General features: G+C 67.1%; 20 protein-coding genes. 7 read left to right on the forward strand and 13 right to left on the reverse strand.

The genetic code is table 11. The features are described from left to right. Positions 1 to 17: 17 nt before the first annotated feature. The 5 genes from KQH53_19880 to KQH53_19900 all read left to right on the forward strand — a co-directional run bounded on the left by KQH53_19880 (position 18) and on the right by KQH53_19900 (position 4,479). On the forward strand, positions 18 to 911 hold the full coding sequence (locus KQH53_19880; protein ID MCB2228944.1) for a hypothetical protein: 894 nt from the start codon (positions 18 to 20) through the stop codon (positions 909 to 911). A 5-nt stretch (positions 912 to 916) separates the two neighbouring features. Beyond that, the gene (locus KQH53_19885) at positions 917 to 1,948 is read left to right on the forward strand and encodes a histone deacetylase (protein ID MCB2228945.1); all 1,032 of its coding nucleotides are present in this window, start codon (positions 917 to 919) and stop codon (positions 1,946 to 1,948) included. Positions 1,949 to 2,022: 74 nt separating this feature from the next. Further along, a complete protein-coding gene (gene gatC / locus KQH53_19890; protein MCB2228946.1) occupies positions 2,023 to 2,307 on the forward strand; it encodes an Asp-tRNA(Asn)/Glu-tRNA(Gln) amidotransferase subunit GatC in 285 nt (94 codons plus the stop codon). Positions 2,308 to 2,310: 3 nt separating this feature from the next. Continuing rightward, positions 2,311 to 3,771: an Asp-tRNA(Asn)/Glu-tRNA(Gln) amidotransferase subunit GatA gene (gene gatA / locus KQH53_19895; protein MCB2228947.1), complete on the forward strand. Its 1,461-nt coding sequence runs from the start codon at positions 2,311 to 2,313 to the stop codon at positions 3,769 to 3,771. Between the two features lie 12 nt (positions 3,772 to 3,783). Next, positions 3,784 to 4,479, forward strand: a complete 696-nt coding sequence (locus tag KQH53_19900) for a methyltransferase domain-containing protein (protein ID MCB2228948.1) — start codon at positions 3,784 to 3,786, stop codon at positions 4,477 to 4,479. A gap of 337 nt (positions 4,480 to 4,816) precedes the next feature. Here KQH53_19900 and KQH53_19905 read toward each other — a convergent pair whose 3' ends face one another. Genes KQH53_19905 through KQH53_19915 form a run of 3 tightly spaced genes read right to left on the reverse strand, consistent with a single transcriptional unit; the run spans position 4,817 to position 9,040 of the window. After that, entirely contained in the window at positions 4,817 to 6,163 is a 1,347-nt protein-coding gene (locus tag KQH53_19905; protein MCB2228949.1) for a sigma-54 dependent transcriptional regulator, read from the reverse strand. Positions 6,164 to 6,178: 15 nt separating this feature from the next. Continuing rightward, complete coding sequence (locus tag KQH53_19910; protein MCB2228950.1) at positions 6,179 to 7,630, reverse strand: hypothetical protein; 1,452 nt, start codon at positions 7,628 to 7,630, stop codon at positions 6,179 to 6,181. A gap of 12 nt (positions 7,631 to 7,642) precedes the next feature. Further along, the gene (locus tag KQH53_19915) at positions 7,643 to 9,040 is read right to left on the reverse strand and encodes a glucose-6-phosphate isomerase (GenBank protein ID MCB2228951.1); all 1,398 of its coding nucleotides are present in this window, start codon (positions 9,038 to 9,040) and stop codon (positions 7,643 to 7,645) included. 217 nt (positions 9,041 to 9,257) lie between these two features. Between KQH53_19915 and KQH53_19920 the strand changes: the two genes are divergently transcribed. Then, the gene (locus tag KQH53_19920; protein ID MCB2228952.1) at positions 9,258 to 9,494 is read left to right on the forward strand and encodes a hypothetical protein; all 237 of its coding nucleotides are present in this window, start codon (positions 9,258 to 9,260) and stop codon (positions 9,492 to 9,494) included. A 1-nt stretch (position 9,495) separates the two neighbouring features. Here KQH53_19920 and KQH53_19925 read toward each other — a convergent pair whose 3' ends face one another. Together KQH53_19925 and KQH53_19930 are read right to left on the reverse strand one after the other, a co-directional pair. Further along, positions 9,496 to 10,854, reverse strand: coding sequence for a replication-associated recombination protein A (locus KQH53_19925; protein ID MCB2228953.1), 1,359 nt, complete (start codon positions 10,852 to 10,854; stop codon positions 9,496 to 9,498). Further along, positions 10,851 to 11,753, reverse strand: a complete 903-nt coding sequence (locus tag KQH53_19930) for a patatin-like phospholipase family protein (protein ID MCB2228954.1) — start codon at positions 11,751 to 11,753, stop codon at positions 10,851 to 10,853. Before KQH53_19930 ends, KQH53_19925 begins: the two co-directional genes overlap by 4 nt. Before the next feature lie 160 nt (positions 11,754 to 11,913). Between KQH53_19930 and rpsU the strand changes: the two genes are divergently transcribed. Further along, positions 11,914 to 12,117 carry a 30S ribosomal protein S21 gene (gene rpsU, locus KQH53_19935; GenBank protein ID MCB2228955.1) on the forward strand — a complete coding sequence of 68 codons (204 nt, stop codon included), beginning with the start codon at positions 11,914 to 11,916 and terminating at the stop codon, positions 12,115 to 12,117. A gap of 114 nt (positions 12,118 to 12,231) precedes the next feature. On the opposite strand, the gene KQH53_19940 is transcribed toward rpsU, so the two are convergent. From KQH53_19940 to KQH53_19975, 8 genes are read right to left on the reverse strand one after another with little or no spacing between them, the layout of a single operon-like run. Then, entirely contained in the window at positions 12,232 to 12,897 is a 666-nt protein-coding gene (locus KQH53_19940; GenBank protein ID MCB2228956.1) for a LysE family translocator, read from the reverse strand. A 9-nt stretch (positions 12,898 to 12,906) separates the two neighbouring features. Next, entirely contained in the window at positions 12,907 to 13,107 is a 201-nt protein-coding gene (locus tag KQH53_19945; protein MCB2228957.1) for a hypothetical protein, read from the reverse strand. Beyond that, the gene (locus KQH53_19950) at positions 13,104 to 14,552 is read right to left on the reverse strand and encodes an aminopeptidase (protein ID MCB2228958.1); all 1,449 of its coding nucleotides are present in this window, start codon (positions 14,550 to 14,552) and stop codon (positions 13,104 to 13,106) included. The genes KQH53_19945 and KQH53_19950 overlap by 4 nt, the downstream gene beginning before the upstream one ends. 16 nt (positions 14,553 to 14,568) lie before the next feature. Next, positions 14,569 to 15,027: a DUF4019 domain-containing protein gene (locus tag KQH53_19955; protein ID MCB2228959.1), complete on the reverse strand. Its 459-nt coding sequence runs from the start codon at positions 15,025 to 15,027 to the stop codon at positions 14,569 to 14,571. A 28-nt stretch (positions 15,028 to 15,055) separates the two neighbouring features. Next, positions 15,056 to 15,799, reverse strand: a complete 744-nt coding sequence (locus KQH53_19960) for a TlyA family RNA methyltransferase (GenBank protein ID MCB2228960.1) — start codon at positions 15,797 to 15,799, stop codon at positions 15,056 to 15,058. 3 nt (positions 15,800 to 15,802) lie between these two features. Then, on the reverse strand, positions 15,803 to 17,692 hold the full coding sequence (gene dxs / locus KQH53_19965; protein ID MCB2228961.1) for a 1-deoxy-D-xylulose-5-phosphate synthase: 1,890 nt from the start codon (positions 17,690 to 17,692) through the stop codon (positions 15,803 to 15,805). Positions 17,693 to 17,698: 6 nt separating this feature from the next. Next, positions 17,699 to 18,586, reverse strand: coding sequence for a polyprenyl synthetase family protein (locus KQH53_19970; GenBank protein ID MCB2228962.1), 888 nt, complete (start codon positions 18,584 to 18,586; stop codon positions 17,699 to 17,701). Positions 18,587 to 18,589: 3 nt separating this feature from the next. After that, positions 18,590 to 18,835, reverse strand: coding sequence for an exodeoxyribonuclease VII small subunit (locus tag KQH53_19975; protein ID MCB2228963.1), 246 nt, complete (start codon positions 18,833 to 18,835; stop codon positions 18,590 to 18,592). Position 18,836: the final 1 nt, after the last annotated feature.

Here is an 18,836-nt window from a genome sequence, read left to right on the forward strand (position 1 = left end):
TCAAAGGGGCATGCACCATGACCGAACCCGAAAACGGCCACAAGCCAAACCAGGACCTCGGCGCTCCCAGCAAACCGCCCCAAGCCAAGGGCTCTTCCGCCCTTCCCTGGCTTTTGGCCATCCTGGCGATTTTCATCGCCGGAGGCGCCCTGTACTACTTCTGGGGCGACCTGAACCCCTCTGCCCCACCTCCCGCGCCGCCTGCTGACAAGACCGCGTCGTCCCCGGCAGCTGGCCAGAAGACGCCTCCGCCCAGCCAACACGGCTCGGTGGTGAAGATGGACGGCACCCAGGGCGCGGAGCAGGACGCCCGCAAAAAGCCCTACGGCCTGGACAAGTCGGTGGACGCCGTGGCCCGCAGCGACGAGAGCATCCAGGTGGGCGCTAAGAAGGTGCCCGTGGAGGAGCTCGAAAAGAAGCTGGTGGTGGAGCAGCGCGGCGAGGTGCGCGAGAAGTCCCTGCAAGACAAGAAGGTCAGCGCCTGGGGCGTTTACATGGTGCGGCCCGGCGACAGCCTGTGGCGCATCCACTACCGCCTGCTGCGCGAGTACTTGGGCTCGCGGGGGGTGAAGCTGCCGCCCTTCTCGGACCAGCCCAACCAGAAGGGCTACTCCTCGGGCGTGGGCAAGGTGCTCAAGTTCGCCGAGCACATGGTGGGGGTCTACAACGTCCGCACCGGCCACATGAGCAAGAACCTGAACCTGCTGGAGCCTGGCCAGAAGGTGGTGGTTTTCAACTTGAGCGAGATCTTCGGGCAACTGGACAAGGTCAATCCCAACGAGATAAGCGGTATCAGCTACGACGGCCGGGTGCTGTTCTTCCCCAAGCCCGAAAAGGTGGAAGTGACCACCAAGGAGCTGGCCCCCCCGGGCCAGACCCCGCCCGCCGCCGCCAAGCTGCCCAAGGAGTAAGGCAAATGCGCCTGGGGGTGGTGCGCGACCCGGTCTTTCGTGAACATGACACCGGCCCTTACCACTGCGAGGTGGGCGGCCGCCTGGCGGCCATAGATCAGGCCATCGACCAGTGGGAGGGTTGGGTGGACCTGGATGACGTGCCCCTGCGCTCCGCCTCCGAGGAGGAGCTAAAGCGGGTGCACCACCCCAGCCATTTGGCGCGCATCGCCTCCACGGCGGGCAAGACCATGGACCTGGACCCGGACACCATCTGTTCGCCCCGCTCCCACGAGGTGGCCTTGTTGGCCGCCGGCAGCCTCATCGACCTGTGCGACGCGGTGTTGGCCCGCGAGCTGGAGTACGGCTTCGCCCTGGTGCGCCCGCCGGGCCACCACGCCACCACCACCCGGGCCATGGGCTTTTGCCTGTACAACAACATCGCCGCCGCAGCGGCCCATCTCATCACCAAGCGGGCCTTGAGCCGGGTGCTGGTGGTGGACTGGGACGTGCACCACGGCAACGGCACCGAGGACATCTTCTACGACGAGCCCCGCGTTACCTATTTCTCCACCCACCAATCGCCCCTGTACCCCGGCACCGGCACGGTGGGCGCGGTGGGCCACGGCAGGGGCATCGGGCACAACCTCAACGTGCCCATCTCGCCCGGCCGGGGCGACCTGGAGCATTTGCAGGCCTTCCAGCGCCTCCTGCTGCCCGTGGCCCAAAGCCTAAGGCCCGAGTTCATCCTGGTCTCGGCCGGCTTCGACGGCCACAGGGACGACCCCCTGGCCTCCATGAACCTCACCTCCCAGGGCTTCGCGGCCATGGCCCAGCTGGTTACGGAGTTGAGCCGGGAGTTCTGCCCCGGCAGGGTGGTGATGACCCTGGAGGGCGGCTACGACCAGGCCTCCCTGGGCCGCTCGGTGGTGGCGGTGCTCAAGGCCCTCCGGGGCCACCGCGAGGATGAGCTCATCGACCGGGCCGCCGGGGCCAACCTGGCCGCCGAGGTGGAGCGGGCCATGCTCACCGTGGGCCAGCACTGGGAGCTTGCCTGAGCCCTCCGGCCGCCTTGCCGGTTATGCCGCCGCGTGATAAAACCAAATTCTCTTAAAACGCCCTGGAGGCAGGCATGAAGATTACCGCCGAGGAGGTGGCCCACGTGGCCGCCCTGGCCCGGCTCAGGCTCAGTGACGAGATGAGCGCCAAGCTCACCGAGCAGCTCAACGACATCCTCACGGCCATGGACAAGCTGGCCGAGCTGGACACCAGCGGGGTGCCCTCCACCAACCACGCATTGGAGTTGACCGGCGCCATGCGCCCGGACCAGGCCCGCCCCGGCCTGGACCACGCCCGCGCCCTGGCCAACGCGCCCGACAGCGACGGCCAGAGCTTCATCGTGCCCAAGGTGATATAGGCCATGGAACTGCATGAGCTGACCCTGCTGGGGGCCCTGGAGCTCTTGGAAAACAAAGAGGTCTCCTCGGTGGAGCTGACCCAGGCGCTTCTGGCCCGCATGGAGGCCGTGGAGCCCAAGGTAAACGCCTACCTAACCACCACCCCCGAGATGGCCCTGGAGCAGGCCCAGGCGGCGGACCAGGCCCGGGCCAAGGGGGAGGCCGGGCCCCTGTGCGGAGTGCCCGCCGGGCTAAAGGACGTGCTCTGCACTCAGGGAGTGCGCACCACCTGCGCCTCCAAGATCCTCGATAACTTCGTGCCGCCCTTTGACGCCTATTTGGTGGCCCGGCTCAAAGAAGCGGGCATGGTGCTCCTGGGCAAGCACAACATGGACGAGTTCGCCATGGGCTCGTCCACCGAGAACTCGGGCTTCGGCCCCAGCAAGAACCCTTGGGACCTGAACACCATCCCCGGCGGCTCCTCGGGCGGCACCGCGGCCAGCGTGGCCGCCGGGACCAGCCTGTTCTCCGTGGGCACCGACACCGGCGGCTCCATCCGCCAGCCCGCCTCCCACTGCGGGGTGGTGGGCATGAAGCCCACCTACGGCCGGGTGAGCCGCTTCGGGCTGGTGGCCTTTGCCTCGTCCCTGGACCAGGCCGGGCCCATCACCCGCACCGTGGCCGACGCTGCCGCCGTGTTGCAAATTATCGCGGGCCACGACCCGGCCGATTCCACCAGCGCGCCCCGGCCGGTGCCCGACTACGCCGCCGCCCTGGGGCGCGGGGTCAAGGGCCTCAAGCTGGGGGTGCCCGCCGAGTTTTTCGTGGAGGGCCTGGACCCCGAGGTGGAACAAACCGTCAAGGCGGCCATGGCCGTTTTGGAAGGCCTGGGCGCCGAGCTGGTGGAGGTGAACCTGCCTCACACCGACTACGCCCTGCCGGTGTACTACATCATCGCCCCGGCCGAGGCCTCCTCCAACCTGGCCCGCTACGACGGGGTGAAGTACGGCATGAGCCAGCGCCGCGAAGGGGCCGGGCTCATGGACATGTATCTGGACACGCGCAGCGAGGGCTTTGGCGATGAGGTGATCCGGCGCATCATGCTGGGCACCTATGCCCTGAGCGCGGGCTATTACGACGCCTACTACGGCAAGGCCGGCCAGGTGCGCACCCTGATCCGCCGCGACTTTGACCAGGCCTTTGAGAAAGTGGACGCCATCGTGGGGCCGGTTACCCCCTCCCCGGCCTTCGGCATCGGGCAAAAGACCGGCGACCCGCTCCAGATGTATCTGAGCGACGTGTTCACCCTGAGCACCAACCTGGCCGGGCTGCCCGGCATGAGCGTGCCCTGCGGCTTCTCCGCCGCGGGCCTGCCCATCGGCCTGCAAGTCATCGCCCCCCACTTTGCCGAGGAGACCTTGCTCGCCGTGGGCCATGCCTATCAGGAGGCCAGCGACCACCACTTGAAGCGGCCTCCTCTCTAAGGCGCGAGCACCTTGGGCCCCCTGGAACGCAGCCGCTTCTACGACCAGGTGGCCGAGGTCTACGACCGCCAATACGCCTACCCGCGCCGCCACAGCCTGGTGCAAGCCGCCTGGCTGGGGCGGCGTTGTCCTTCCGGCCGCCTGCTGGACCTGGGCTGCGGCACGGGCCGCATGTTGGGGCTCCTGAGCCGGGCGGGCTTCACCCCCTTCGGCCTGGACTGCTCCCCGGCCATGCTGGCCCGCTGCCGCCAAACCGGCAGCTTCCCCCTGGTCCTGGCCGACGCGGCCCGGGGCCTTCCCTTCCGCGATCAGAGCTTCGCCACGGTCGTGAGCCTCCACGCCACCCTGATCCACCTCACCGCGCCCGGCGAGCTGGAGGCCGCCCTGGCCGAGGCTAGGCGGGTGCTGATGCGCGGAGGGATGCTGGTGGTGGAGCTGCCTCACCCGTCCAGCTTCCCACCCGGCAGGGACGCGCCTCTGTGGCGGGAGTATCAAGCGGGCATGAGCTGCCGCGAGGCCGCGCGGGGCCTGGAGGAGATGCGCCTGGACGACTGCCGGGAGCTGACCACTCTGGTGCGCGTCTTGCGCCTGCCCGACGTGCAGCGCCTGTTTCAGGGCTGGCGGCGGGTGCAGGTGCATCCCGGTTTCCGGGGCGGGCGCTTCAGGCTGGATAAGGGTGAGGTCATGGTGGTCACGGCGGTAAGGTAGCGGCGGCTTCTCTAAATTTTGCGCTAAGGAAATTAAGGCGGGTAAAAATAATCCTGGCTCTGTTGGCCTTGATAGCTCTGCTATCGGGGTGGCGCAGCCACAAGAAACGCATTGGCAACCACGCGCATTGTTTTATGGATTTCTTGTCGCGCCGCTAAGCGCCACGACCCCGCCAGACAAGCTGTCGGGGCCGGCAAGAAATGAATACGCTGAATATTCTTTTGTCTGGCGTAGGGGCGGGGTTTATCCCCGCCCAACGCGGCCCGAGCAAAGCAAAGGGGCGGGGATAAACCCCGCCCCTACATCTCCCGGCTATAACTCCGGCCCCAACGCCGCTCTAACTGATCCCGTACTTTTTCAGCTTGTAGGCCAGATTCGATTTGGTGAGCCCCAGGGCCTCGGCCGCGTGGGCGGCCACGCCGTCGGCCTCCTTAAGGGCCTGGAGGATCATGCGCTGCTCCAGGTCTTCCAAGGCCTCGTTAAGGTTCACCCCGCTGGGAGGCGGGGCCGCCTCGGCAGGCGTGGCGGCTGGCCGCATCTCCAAGGGGAGGTCGGCCGGGGTGATGCGTTCGCCGGCCAGGATCACCGCCCGCTCGATGGCGTTCTCCAGCTCGCGAACGTTGCCCGGCCAGGGGTGGCGGTAGATCACCTCCATGGCCTCCTGGGAGACCTCGGGCGCGGGGCGGCCCACCTCGGCGGCGTACTTGTTTACGAAGTGGGCCACCAGAGCGGGTAGGTCCTCCATGCGCGAGCTGAGGGGAGGCAGGTCGACGCGCACCACGTTTAAGCGATAGAACAGGTCCTCGCGGAAGGAGCCCTCCTCCACCGCCTCGGCCAGGTCGCGGTTGGTGGCGGCCACGATGCGCACATCCACCTTGATGGGCTGGTTGCCCCCCACCCGCTCGAAGGTCCGCTCCTGCAGCACGCGCAAGAGCTTCACTTGCAGGCTGGGGCCCATCTCGCCTACCTCGTCCAGGAACAGGGTGCCCCCATGGGCCAGCTCGAAGCGGCCCTTGCGCCGGGCGCTGGCCCCGGTGAAGGCGCCCTTCTCGTGACCGAACAGCTCACTCTCCAGCAGGGTCTCGGTAAGGGCCATGCAGTTGACCGCCACGAAGGGCTCCTCGGCCCGGGGGGAGCGGGCGTGGATGGCCCGGGCGATCAGCTCCTTGCCCGTGCCGCTCTCGCCGGTGAGGAGCACCGTGGCCTTGGTGGCGGCCACCTTGTCGATCAGCTCGTACACCTCGCGCATGACCTTGCTGTCGCCGATGATCTCGCCGAATCCTTTGAGCTCCTCCTTGAGCAGCCGATTCTGGGCCAGCAGGCGGCGCATCTTGAGCGCCTTTTGCACGGTGAGCAGCAGCTCGGTGTTCTCGAAAGGCTTGGTGATGTAGTCCACCGCCCCGGCCTTCATGGCCTCAACCGCGTTTTCCACCGTGCCGTAGGCGGTCATCACGATGATCAGCACGTCCGGGAAGCGCTCCTTGAGGCGGCGGATAAGCTCCACCCCGGTCATGGTGGGCATGCGCATGTCGGTGATGACCAGGTCGGGCTCATCCTCGGCAGCCTGGGCCAGGGCCTGGGAGCCGCTGTTAGCCGTGAACACCTCGTAGCCCGCGTCAGCCAACAGGGCCTGCAAGACCACCAGGTAGTTCTTCTCGTCGTCGACTATGAGGATGCGTTCCACTGGCCTATCCGCTTCCTAGGTCTCGTAGGGCCGAGGCAGGAGCACTATTACCTGGGCCCCGCCGTCCGGCGTGTTGCCCACCTCCACCAGGCCCCGGTGGCTGGCGATGATGTTGCTCACGATGGATAGCCCCAGCCCAGTGCCCTTTTCCTTGGTGGTGAAGAAGGGGTCCAGGAGCCGGCCCGTGGCCTCGGGATCGAAGCCCGGACCGGTGTCGCTCACCGTGATCTGCACGAATTGGCGGCCGCCGCGCTCCACCCCGGCGGTGGCCACCCGCAGCACTCCGCCGTGATTCATGGCTTGCAGGGCGTTGTTGAAAATATTCAAAAAGGCCCGGTATAGCAAGTCCGCGTCGCCCAGGGCCAGGATGGTGGGCCTCTGGTACTCCCGCTCCACCCGGATGCCCAGCCGCACCGCCTCGCGCCCCAGGAACTCCAGGTTGCGCTCCAGCACCTCCTCCACGGCCATGGCCTGGAGCTGGGGCTGCTGGGGGCGGGCGAAGTCCAGGAACTCGGTAACGATCTGGTTGAGGCGGGTGCTCTCCTCCACAATGACCCCGGCCAGAGGCTTGGAGCTGTCCTCCACCTTGCTGCCCAACAGCTCGGCCGTGGAGCGCACGATGCCCAGGGGATTTCGTATCTCGTGGGCCACGCCCGCGATCATGCGCCCCAAGGAGGCCAGACGCTCGGCCTGGTTGAGCTGCTCCTCCAGGCGGGCCTGCTCCGCCGCGCGGCGGGCCATGATGCGCTGGCCCCGGATCACGATGGAGCGCAGGATCACGAACAGCAGGGCCATCATCACCAGCAGGGTGGCCAGGATCAACAGCTGGTTGTACCAGACCTCCTGGAAGTCCTGGGCCAGGTCCAGGGTGATCTCGAACACCGCCCGGGGCGGCCCCAGCTCGGCGGTGCGGCGTCGCTCGTCCCTGAGGGGGATGAAGGTCTTGAGCACCCGCTGGCCCCCGCCCGCCTCAAAGAAGTTGGGCGCGGGCTCGATGACGCTCACCGCCTTGCCCGCCACCGCCCCCTGGAAGGCGGCCCCCTCGTTGCTCACCCGCCCGATGTAGTCGGGCTGGGTGGAGTAGATGATGTTGCCCTCCAGGTCCAGGATATTGACCTTGAGCACATGCAGGGAATGGATGGTGTTCTTGACCACCGCGTCCAGGAGGGTGAACTGCTCGGGCTGGCCCACGTTGATGCCGCCGTGGCTGGTGATGGCGGGCACCACGAAGCGGGTCATCACCTGGTGGTTCAGGTTCTCGGCCAAAAGCAGGGCGTATTGCTCGCGCTTCTGCAAAAAGAACTGCGAAGCCCTACGGCTCACCGCGCTGGAGATGAGCAGGCTGAACAACAGGATGATGATAAGGCTGGTGACCGAGAAATACTTGACCAGCTGAAACGGCTTGGCAGCCTCGCTCTGGCTGAACCCCCCGGGTGGGGGCAGCGCGGCGGCGTTGGACTCGCTCAAGCCGTCCCGCCCTTACACCAGGTACTTTTCGCCGGCGTCCAGGGCCCTCATGCGCTCGGCCTGGGCCTCGAAGCCCTTGCGGCCCATGAGGCCGTAGGAGAGCTGCTTACTTAGCTCCACGCCGGGCTGGTCCAGGGGGTTGATCTCCATGAGGCCGCCGGCCATGACCGTGGCCAGCTCCAGGAGGTAGATCACCTCGCCCAGGGTCTCGGGCGAGACGGCGGGCAGGCGCAGGCTATAGGAGGGCCGCCCCTGGCTGGCCAAGGCGGCGGCGGTGGCCCGGCTCTCGGCGTGCACCAGCTCGGCCAAGGAGCGCCCGCCCAGATAGCTCAGGGCGTCGATCTTGGGGTAGAGCTCGGGAATCACCAGGTCGCGGCCGTAGTTGTCCAGGGTGAGGAACATGACCAGCTTGTCCTGGGGCCCTTCCATGTAGAGCTGGAGCTGGGAGTGCTGGTCCGTGGCCCCCACCGCAGCCACCGGGGTTTGGCCCAGATGCACCTCGTCGCCCTTCAAGGACACCGCCTTGCCCAGGGACTCGGCCCAGAGCTGGGCGAACCATTGGGCCAGTCCGAACAGGTCGGTGGCATAGGGCATCATCACCAGGACGTTGCGCCCCTGGCGGTAGAAGCCCACATTGAGCGCGCCTACCAGGTAGGCCGGATTTTTCATGAGGTCCGGGCTGGTGCAGTCCGCGGCCATGGCCGCCGCGCCCGAGAGCAAGGCGGCCACGTCATGCCCCGCGCAGGCCAGGGGCAAAAGGCCCACCGGGGTGAGCACCGAGTAGCGCCCGCCCACATTGGGCGGCACGTTGAGGATGGCCACGGGCTCGTCCTCGGCGATGAGCCGGAGGTTGCCTTTCTGGGGATCGGTGATGAACACCAAACGCCTAAGCGCCTCTTCTTTGCCCAGGCGGCGCTCCAACAGCTCCTTGACGATGAGGAACTGGGACATGGTCTCGGCGGTGGATCCGCTTTTGCTGATCACGCAGAAGGCGGTGCGCTCCAGGTCCACCTGGTCCAGCACCGCGCCGAAGAAGCGGGGGTCGCTGTTATCGGCCACGAAGACCCTCATGCCGTCCGGGCCGGGCGGCAGGGCGTGGCGCAGAGCGCCCTTGAGGGCCATGTCCACCGCAGTGGTGCCCAGGGCGCTGCCCCCGATGCCCAAGACCACCAGCTCGTCGGCGATGGAGCGCAGGCGGGACGCCTGCTCCAACACCTGCTCCAGCACCTCGTCTTGGGCGGGCAGGTCCATGAAGCCCAGTTGTCCGGCGGCGTGCTGCGAAGTTATGCGTTGGTGAACCGCCTCCACCGCCGGGGCCAGGTCGTTCAGCCGCGCCTGGGTGAACCCGTGCGCGCCGATGATCTCCTCCCGGCAGTATGCGTAATCTACCTTCACACCGCGTTTGGCCATAGCCGACATCCCTTTCCGCTCTCCCATGCGGCACACCCGCCGGAGCACGGCAATTGCTCATTAGTAGTTGGGATGATTATACGTTGTGGCTGCCGCCCCCTCAAGGCCATATAGATTTGACAAAGCTTTACAAACGAGCTATGTAATGAACAATCTCAAGTGCAAAAAATGCAGATGCAAATCGGTATTCCCAAGGCTGGAGGTTCGTGTGCGGGATATGCTCGATCATCTGGCGGACCAGATCTTGGATATGGACGCCAACGACCTCAACGAATTCCTGCCCGAAATGCAAGCCCGCATGGACGATTGCGACAATAGCCTGGAATGGGAACGCTCGGTGATCATCTTTTTCCTGATCAACGCGGTGCGTTTCAAATGTTCCATGGCCAGCAAGCACGCCCAGAAGAACTGCCCCGAGGAAGTGGGCCGTCCCCAACTGAGGGTGGTCAAGTAGACTAACTTTTCCCCTTATCCTTTTCCGAAGCGAGGCGGGCCTTGGCCTGCCTTAATTTTTCCAAACGCTCCCTTAGGAATTTTTCGCGACCCCGCTGGCTGGGGCGGTAGTAGCTCCGTCCGCGCAGCCGCTCGGGCAAAAACTCCTGGGCCACCACCGCATTCTCGAAGTCGTGCGGGTACTGGTAGCCTTTGCCGTAGTCCAGCTCTTTCATCAGGCGGGTGGAGGGGTTGCGGATATGGAGCGGCACTTCCAGGGGCCCCAGTTCGCGGGCGTCCCGTTTGGCCGCGCTGAAGGCAGTGTACAGGGCGTTGGTCTTGGGGGCCAGGGCCAGGTAGACCACCGCCTGGGCGATGGGCAAATCGCCCTCGGGCAGGCCCATGAGGTCAAAGGCCCTGAGCGCGGCGATGACCTGGTTCAGGGCGTAGGGATCGGCCAGGCCCACGTCCTCGCAGGCGAAGTTGCACAGCCGCCGCAGGATGTAGTGCGGCGACTCGCCCGCTTCCAACATGCGGGCCAGCCAGTAGAGCGCCGCATCCGGGTCCGAGCCCCGGAGCGACTTGTGCAGCGCGCTGATGAGGTTGTAGTGCTCCTCGCCGGCCTTGTCGTAGCGCAGGGCCTTTTTGCCCACCGCCTCCTCGGCCAGCTCCAGGTCGATGAGCTTGCCCCCGGCCTTGCCCAGGGGGGCCGCCTGGGCCGCCACCTCCAAGACCACCAGGAGCCGCCGGGCGTCGCCAAAGGCCGCGTTGATCAGATGCTCGGCCGCCTCGGGAGTCACCTCTATGCCCAGGCCGCCCAGGCCGCGCTCCGGGTCGCTGAGCGCCCGGGCCAGGATGCTCTCCAGCTCGGCCGGTCCCAGGGGATGGAGCACCATGACCCTGAGCCGGGACAAGAGCGCCGGAATTATCTCGAAGCTGGGGTTTTCGGTGGTGGCTCCCAAAAGGGAGATCACCCCGGACTCCACGTGGGGCAGGAAGGCATCCTGCTGGGCCTTGTTGAAACGGTGGATCTCGTCCACGAACAGGACGGTGCGCCGTCCGCCGCGCAAGCGGTCGCGGGCAGCGGCCACCTCGCGGCGCACTTCGGCCACGCCCGAGAGCACGGCCGAGAACTCGCTGAAATGGGCGTCCCAGGAGCGGGCCAGGAGGCGGGCCAGGGTGGTTTTGCCAGTGCCCGGCGGGCCCCAGAAGATCAACGAGGCGGGCTGCCCCTGCTCCATGAGCTTCATCAGCGGCTTGCCCGGGCCCATGAGATGCTCCTGGCCCGCGAAATCGGCCAGGTCATGGGGGCGTAGGCGCTCGGCCAGGGGGGCATTGGCAGGCGGGGCGTTGGGCGCTTCGGGCTCTTGGAACAAGCTCACCGCGCCGCCTCCCCGCCCCGAAGCAGGCGCTTCCACCAGGGGCCGCCGGACTTGAGCAAGCGCTCCAGATTCTGCCAGGCCTCTTCCCCGGCCCGGCGGCCCTGGTCCATGATCCAGGCGCTGCGGCCGAAGTCGGCCCAGTGCACGTCGCCCAGGGCGGGTTGCAGGGCCAGGTCGGCCTGCTCGCACAGGAGTTGGGCCAGGTGATAGCTCTGTATCTCGGTGGCTCGCAAGTAGTACTCCATGGCCTGACCGGGCAGGTCGCTCACCGCCACCTCGCGGTCCACGTTCACCGCCACCACCAGGCCTCCCTTGCCCAGGCGGCGGGCGAAGTCGGTGGGCACCAGGCACACCGCCCCGCCGTCGATGAGATGGCGGCCGTTCAGTTCCACCGGCTCGGCCACCCCGGGCACCGAACAGCTGGCCTGCACCGCGCGGCGCAGGTCGCCGTGCTCCAGAAGCACCGCCTCGCCGCTGATCACGTCGGTGGCCACGGCGGCAAAGGGGATGCGCGCGTCCTCTATTTTGGCGGGCGGCAGGAAAAAGCGCACCATCTCATGGAAAAAATCGGCCCCCACCAGGGCGCGGTCCAGGAAAAAGGATTTTACCAGAAGCCCCTGGCAGAACAGGCGGGTCACCCGGTCGGCCAATCCATGGCAGCTCTGCTCGTCGTTGGAGCGCATGGCCGCCAGGCGGGGATGGCGCGCCAGTTCGGTTTCGGAAAAGGCCAGCACCTGCTCGCGCATCTTGGTGGTGGAGTAGCCCAGGGCATAGCCCGCCCCCGCCACCGCCCCGGCGCTGACCCCCACGATGTTATCGATAACCACGCCGTGGGCCTCGAAGGCCTCGATGACCCCCACGTGGGCGAAGCCGCGGGCTCCGCCCCCGCCCAAAGCCAAGCTTATTCCTCGTGCGCGCCGGGCCATTTATTATCGCCGCCCCCTTGCTTTTAACCCTTTACAGATACCTAGGTTTTGGCTATATTTACCAACTGTTTCCGCCCAGGGGGGCGGAGCGGGTTCGATTCACAACTTAATGTTATAGAGGGTGGTGATTGCTGTGCAAGTCCAGGTAGTGGACAACAACGTCGAGAAGGCCATCAAGGTTCTCAAGCGCAAGCTGACCAAGGAAGGCGTTTTCCGCCAGCTCAAGGAAAAACGCTGGCACGAAAAGCCGTCGGACATGCGTCGGCGCAAGGAGCGCCAGGCTCGCCGGCGCCTGCGGCGTCAGATCGCCCGGGCCCGCGCCCGCACCACGCGCTAGGTTCCTTCTCCGCGTTTGCCAAGCGGCCGCTCCCCCAACGCGGGGCGGCCGCTTCGTCGTGCCTGGACGCTGGGAGCCACCCTCCCCTTCCCGCCTCATTGACGGCCTGAGAAATCAGGCCCCGAACTGCTGCCAGGCGAACCAGGCGAAGTAGGCGGCGAAAAACACCAGGAACCCGGCGCACACCCCCACCAGCCCCCGATAGGCCGTGTCGTTGATGAAGCGGCGGCCCTTGGCCACCACCAGCGACACGAACAAGTACCACACGAAGTCCGAGCTGATGTGGCCCAGGTAGAAGATCACCAGGCCCCACCAGCCCAGGGGCGTGTCCAGGGCCATGGCGGTGAGCGACAGGCCCACCGTGGCCCACCACAGCGACCAGTAGGGGTTGGCCAGGCTGAGCAGGAAGCCGTCGCGCACCGGCCCGGCCGCCCGGGCCTTGCCCTCTTCCAGCTTCAGGCTCATGCCCGGTAAGGCCCGGAACATGCCCCAGGCCAGCCACACCAGGATAAGCGCCCCCACCCCGCCGATGATCCCGGCCACGGTCGGCTTGGTGAGCACCGGAGCCAAACCCAGCACCAGCGCGGCCAACAGCGCTGCCTCCAGGATGGCGTGGCCCAGAACCACCAGGGGCCCGGCCTTCACGCCCTGGCGGGCGGCATGGGTCACGGTGACCGCCAGCACCGGGCCGGGCATCACCGCGCCGGATAGGCCGATGACGAAGCTGGTGGCCAGCAGGCTCCAGACGCCCAGACCGGACGGATCGGGCAAAGGGGTCAAGTGACTATCCTAGAAATACTTGCAGCCGGGCAGGTGGAACTTGGCGTAGCCGATGATGGGGCAGTCGCAGTCGGGCATGGCCGGAGAGCAGTCCTTCCACTCCGTGTCCTGCTGCTCGCGGGGCTTGCACATGGGGCAAAGCCCCTCCTCTTCCACCGGCTGCCCGCACTGGGGGCAGCGGTGGACCATCAGGCCGATAAGCTCTTTCACAGGGTGCGTCCCGCGCTGGCGGGCACGGGCGCGGCCTCGTAAAAGGCCTGGTAGGCCATAACCGAGGAGAGCATGTCCGCCTTGGAGCTGATCTCAAAGGGCGAGTGCATGGCCAGCATGGAGGGTCCCACGTCGATGATGTCCATGCCGTAAACCGCCATGTGCTTGGCGATGGTGCCGCCGCCGCCCTGGTCCACCCGGCCCATGCCCGCCGGTTGCCAGGCCACCTTGGCGTCGTCCCATACCTTGCGCAGCCAGGCCACGTACTCCGCGTCCGCGTCGCTGGCCCCGTACTTGCCGCCGTGGCCGGTGTACTTGGTCAGGCACACGCCGTAGCCCAGGAAGGCGGCGTTGCGCTTGTCGTGCACCTCGGGGTAGTCGGGGTCATAGGCCGCGTTCACGTCGGCCGAGAGCATCTGGCTGGCGGCCAGGGCGTGGAACACCTGCTGATAGGACGCGGACTCGCCGGCGGCCTCCAGCAGGGAAGAGGTCAAGAGCTCCAGGAAGCGGCTCTGGGCTCCGGTGGCGCCCTCGGAGCCGATCTCCTCCTTGTCCAGAAAGATGGCCACGCTGGTCATGGCCGGGTTCTTGAGCGACAGGATGGCCTCCAAAGAGGCGAAGGCGCTGGAGCGGTCGTCCTGGCCGTAGCCGCCCACCAGGGCGCGGTCCAGACCCACGTCGCGTGCCTTGCCCGCGGGCACCAGCTCCAGCTCGGCGCTCACCAGATCCGGCTCGCTGAAGCCGTACTTGTCGTTGAGTAGCTTCAAGACGGCCAGCTTGACCCGCGCCTTGCCACCGTCCGCGTCCAGGGGCAGCGCACCGATGAGCAGGTTCATGCGCTCGGCCTCCACCGCGTCGCCCAGCTTCTTGGACTCCTGCACCTGACGGCTCAGGTGGGGCAGCAGGTCCAGCACGGTGAACACGGGGTCGTCCTCAGCGTCGCCGATGTGCACCTCCACGCTCTTGCCCGCGCTGGTGCAGACCACGCCGTGGATGGCCAAGGGCCGGGCCAGCCACTGGTACTTCTTGATGCCCCCGTAGTAGTGGGTCTTCAAGAACACCAGCTCCTGGTCCTCGTACAGGGGGATCATCTTCAGGTCCAAACGGGGCGCGTCGATATGCGAGCCCAGCAGGCGCATGCCCGAGACCGGGGAGCGGCGGCCCAACACAGCCAGGGCCACCACCTTGCCCTTGTAGTTGAAGGCCAGGCGCTTGGCCTTGATGCCCGGCTTGTACATCTTGAAGCCCTTGCCCCGGGCCCGGGCCAGGATGGTCTTGACCGCCATGCGCTCGGTCTTGGCCGCGTCCAGGAACTCCTTGTAGCGCTCGCCCAGCTTCATGATTTCCTTGCGCTGGGCGGCGTCGGCCTGATCCCACACGCTCTTCTTTTCGGGCATGAGCTGGTCGCTGAGCTTCTTGTATTGCTTCTTGGTCAGTTTGGCCATGACCGGTCTCCACTGGTTACAACTTCAAGTCTATGAAATAGCCGCTCACTTGCCAGGCGCCGCCAAGGCCCGGACGGCAGGTGAGGCTCTCTTCCACGGTGCCCACCTTCTGGGTGCGGGTGGCAAAGGTGAAGGCCCAGTAAGGCCGCGCGGGCGGGTTGGGCCGGTCGCCGGAATACTCGGCCTTGACCAGCTTGCGCCCCTTGATGTCCCCCAGATCGCCGCGCAGCTCCTTGAGGCGATAGTCCCAGGCCGCGCGGTCGGTGGTGGAGGTCAGGTTGGCGTGGGCGGTCTTGTACGATCCCGCCCAGTCGGCTTGGTCCACCAGGGCCAGCCAGGCCAGCGCCGCTTTCTCTGCCGCGGCCTTGCCATTGTCCGGAGCGGCGGCCAGGGCGGTCAGGGCCGCCATCAAGAGCAACCCCGCTGCCAAGGCTATGGTGATCGTCCGGCGCATAACGATTAATTGTAATGGCATGGCCGCCCCAGGTAAACAGGCATGGCCCCTATTCCACGGGTTTGCGGGCCAGGAGAAAATACTCCTGATTGCCCTTGGGCCCCTGGATGGGGCTGGGCGCGGCTCCTTGCACCCTCAGGCTCAGCGACGCCAGACACTGGCTCACCTTGTCTACCGCGGCCTGTTGGTCCCGTGGATCGCGCACCACTCCGCCCGCGCCCACGGCCTCGCGGCCCGCCTCGAACTGGGGCTTGACCATGGGCAGCAGCCAGCCGCCCGGCCCCAGGCGGGGGGCCAGCTTGGGCAGCACCAGGGTGAGGCTGATGAAGCTCACGTCCACCACGATGAGGCCGAAGGGGCCGGGAGCCATATCCTCGGCTAGCTTGCGCGCGTTGGTGCGCTCGATGCAAGTGACGCGGGGGTCCTGGCGGAGCTTCCAGGCCATCTGGCCGTAGCCCACGTCCACGGCCACCACCGAGGCCGCGCCCCGTTGCAAGAGGCAGTCGGTAAAGCCGCCGGTGGAAGCGCCCACGTCCAGGCAGCAGAGCCCCGCCACCTCCAGGCCGAAGTGGTCCAAGGCCCCGGCCAGTTTCACCCCTCCGCGCGAAACATAGGGGTGCTCCGGACCCGCCACTTCCAGATTGTGCTGGGGTTCCACCGGCTGCCCGGCCTTGGTCGCGGGCTGGCCGTCTATGCGCACCAGACCCGCCAGGATGAGGGCCTGGGCCTTGCTGCGGCTGGGGGCCAGGCCCCGGGCCACCAGCTCCTGGTCCAGGCGGCGGCCCTTGGCCACGGCCTAGTCCAGCAGTTCGCGGGCCGCGGCGGCCACGGAGATGCAGTCCACCTCGTAGATGCGGCGAAGCTCGCTCTGGGTGCCGTGCTCCACGAAGACGTCGTTCAGGGCCACCACCTTGACCCGCACCCCGGCCAGCCCGCGCCGGGACAGAAGCTCCAGCACCGCCGAGCCGAAGCCGCCGGCGGCCTCGTTCTCCTCCACGGTGACCACCCGGCCGCTGGCCGCGGCCAGCTCACAGATGGCCTCTTCGTCCAGGGGCTTGGCAAAACGCGCGTTCAAGACCGCCGCCTCGACGCCCTCCTGGACCAGTTGCTCGGCCGCGTCTTCGGCCGCGCCCACGCCCACCCCGATGCCGATCAGAGCCACGTCCTTGCCCGCGCGCCGCAGCTCGGCCTTGCCCCAGGGCAGCGCCTTGAGCGGGCCGCCGTGGGGCACGCCCCGGCCCTTGCCCCGGGGATAGCGCAGGGCCACCGGGGCCTGGCGCTCGACGGCGGTGAGCAGCATGTGGCGGAGCTCGTCCTCGTCGGCCGGGCTGAGGATGCTCAGGTTGGGCACGCAGCGCAGGAAGCTAAGGTCCAAGACGCCCTGGTGGGTGGCTCCGTCCTCGCCCACGATGCCTCCCCGGTCCAGGGCAAAGACCACCGGCAGGTTCATCAGGCAGACGTCGTGCACCAGTTGGTCAAAGGCGCGCTGCATGAAGGTGGAATAGATGGCCACCACCGGATGGAAGCCCTGCACCGCCAGCCCGCCGGCAAAAGTGACCGCGTGCTGCTCGGCGATGCCCACGTCCACGAAGCGGTCGGGGTAGGCCTCGGCAAAGGGCAAGAGGCCGGTGCCCTCGGGCATGGCCGCGGTGATGGCCACCATCTGGGGCCGGTCCTTGGCCAGCTCCACCATGGTCTGGCCGAACACCTCGGTGTAGCTGGCCGCCGGAGTGGAGGTGCTCTTCTTGGCCACAGGAGCCTTGGCCCCCACCCCGTGGTAATGGGCCGGGTTGGCCTCGGCCGAGGCGTGGCCCTTGCCCTTTTTGGTGATCACGTGCACCAGCTGGGGCCCTTGCAGGGGCTTCACGTTCTTGAGTGTCTCGATGAGCCGTTCGATGTTGTGCCCGTCTATGGGTCCCACGTAATTGAACTTGAAGGCCTCGAAGAGCATCCCCGGGGTGTAGAAGGTCTTGAAGGATTCCTCGGAGCGCCGCGCGATGTCCAGCAGATCCTTGCCGATGCCCGGCAGGGCTCCCAACATGCGCTCCAGCTCCTTGCGGAAGGTCTGGTAGGCCCGGCCCGAGAGGGTGCGCGACATGAACTTGGAGAGCGCGCCCACGTTGGGGGCGATGGACATGCCGTTGTCGTTCAGGACCACGATCAGGTCCTCGTCCATGCCGCCCGCCTGGTTGAGCCCCTCGTAGGCCAGCCCGGCGGTGAGCGACCCGTCGCCGATTACCGCCACCACCCGGCCGTCGCCGCCCTTGAGGCGCTCGCCCACGGCCATGCCCAAGGCCGCGCTGATGCTGGTGGAGGAATGGCCGGTGTCAAAGCTGTCGTAGGGGCTCTCGGCCCGCTTGGGGAAGCCGGAGAGGCCGCCCAGCTTGCGCAAGGTCTGGAAATCGGTCCGGCGTCCGGTGAGGAGCTTGTGGGCATAGGTCTGGTGCCCCACGTCCCACACGATCTTATCCTTGGGCAGGTCGAAGACGTAGTGCAGGGCCAGGGTCAGTTCCACCACCCCCAGGCTGGGCGCCAGGTGGCCGCCGGTCTTTTCCACCGTGCCGATGATCTCCTGGCGCAACTCGCGGGCCAGGGTCTCCAGCTCCCGGAGGTTCAGATCCTTGAGGTCCGCCGGGGAGTTGATGCTCGGCAGCAGGTTTTTTGTGGCGGGCAGATTGGGCACAATACTTTCCTAGTAAGTACGCTCCATGATATAGCGGGCGATGAGGGCCAAGGGGTGGGCGCAATCGCCCAGGCTCTCGGCGATGGCCGCGGCCTCGTCCACCAGTTCCTGGCCCATGGCCCGGGCCTGGGGGGTGCCCACCACCGCGGGGTAGGTCATCTTGCCATGGGCCTGGTCCGCTCCCACCGCCTTGCCCAGCTTGGCGGGGTCGCCCTCCAGGTCCAGGAGGTCGTCGGCGATCTGGAAGGCCAGGCCGATGCGCCGTCCGTAGCGCATGAGCTTGCCCACCTGATCATCATCGCCCCCGGCCAGGATGGCCCCCGCCTCCACCGAGGCGGTGAGCAGCGCGCCGGTCTTCATGGCGTGCATGTACTGCACCGTGGCCAGGTCCGGCTTGAGCTTCTCGCTGGCCAGGTCCACCGCCTGGCCGCCCACCATGCCCAGATAGCCCGCAGCGGTGAGCACCACCCGAGCCGCCCGAAGCACCCGGACCGGGTCCAGGCCCTTGGTCTCCTCGGGGTCGCAGAGCAGCACCGCCGCCTGGGTCAGGAGGCCGTCGCCGGCCAGCACCGCCATGCCCTCGCCGTAGACCATGTGGTTGGTGGGCACGCCGCGCCTAAACTCGTCGTCGTCCATGGCGGGCAGGTCGTCATGGATCAGGGAATAGGTGTGGACCATTTCCAGGGCGCAGGCGCAGTACATGGCCTGGTTGGGATCGCCACCCACCGCCTCGGCCCCGGCCAGGCACAGGATGGGCCGCAGGCGCTTGCCCCCTGCGAAGAGGCTGTAGCGCATGGACTCCAGGATGGGGCCGCCCGCCTCGTCGGCGGGCAGCAGGCGCTCCAGGGCGGCGTCCACGTTCTGGCGGCGCGAGCTCAGGTAATCCTTGAGGCGCAAGGCCTAGTCCTCCTCATCCGGCTCAAAGGGGGCCTCGCTCAGGGCGCCCTCGCTGTTTTTCAGCAAGAGGGCCACCTTTTTCTCGGCCTCGTCCAGGCGCTGGTTGCAGGTCTGGGCCAGCTTGACCCCTTCCTCGAAAAGGGCCAGGGACTGCTCCAGCTCCAGCTCGCCCTCCTCCAGCTGGTCCACGATCTCTTCCAGCCGCTCCAGGGACTTTTCGAAACCCGGCTCCTGCTTGGCTTTGGCCATG

This window comes from Desulfarculaceae bacterium, from assembly GCA_020444545.1.
In the GTDB taxonomy this organism is placed as follows: Bacteria; Desulfobacterota; Desulfarculia; order Desulfarculales; family Desulfarculaceae; genus Desulfoferula.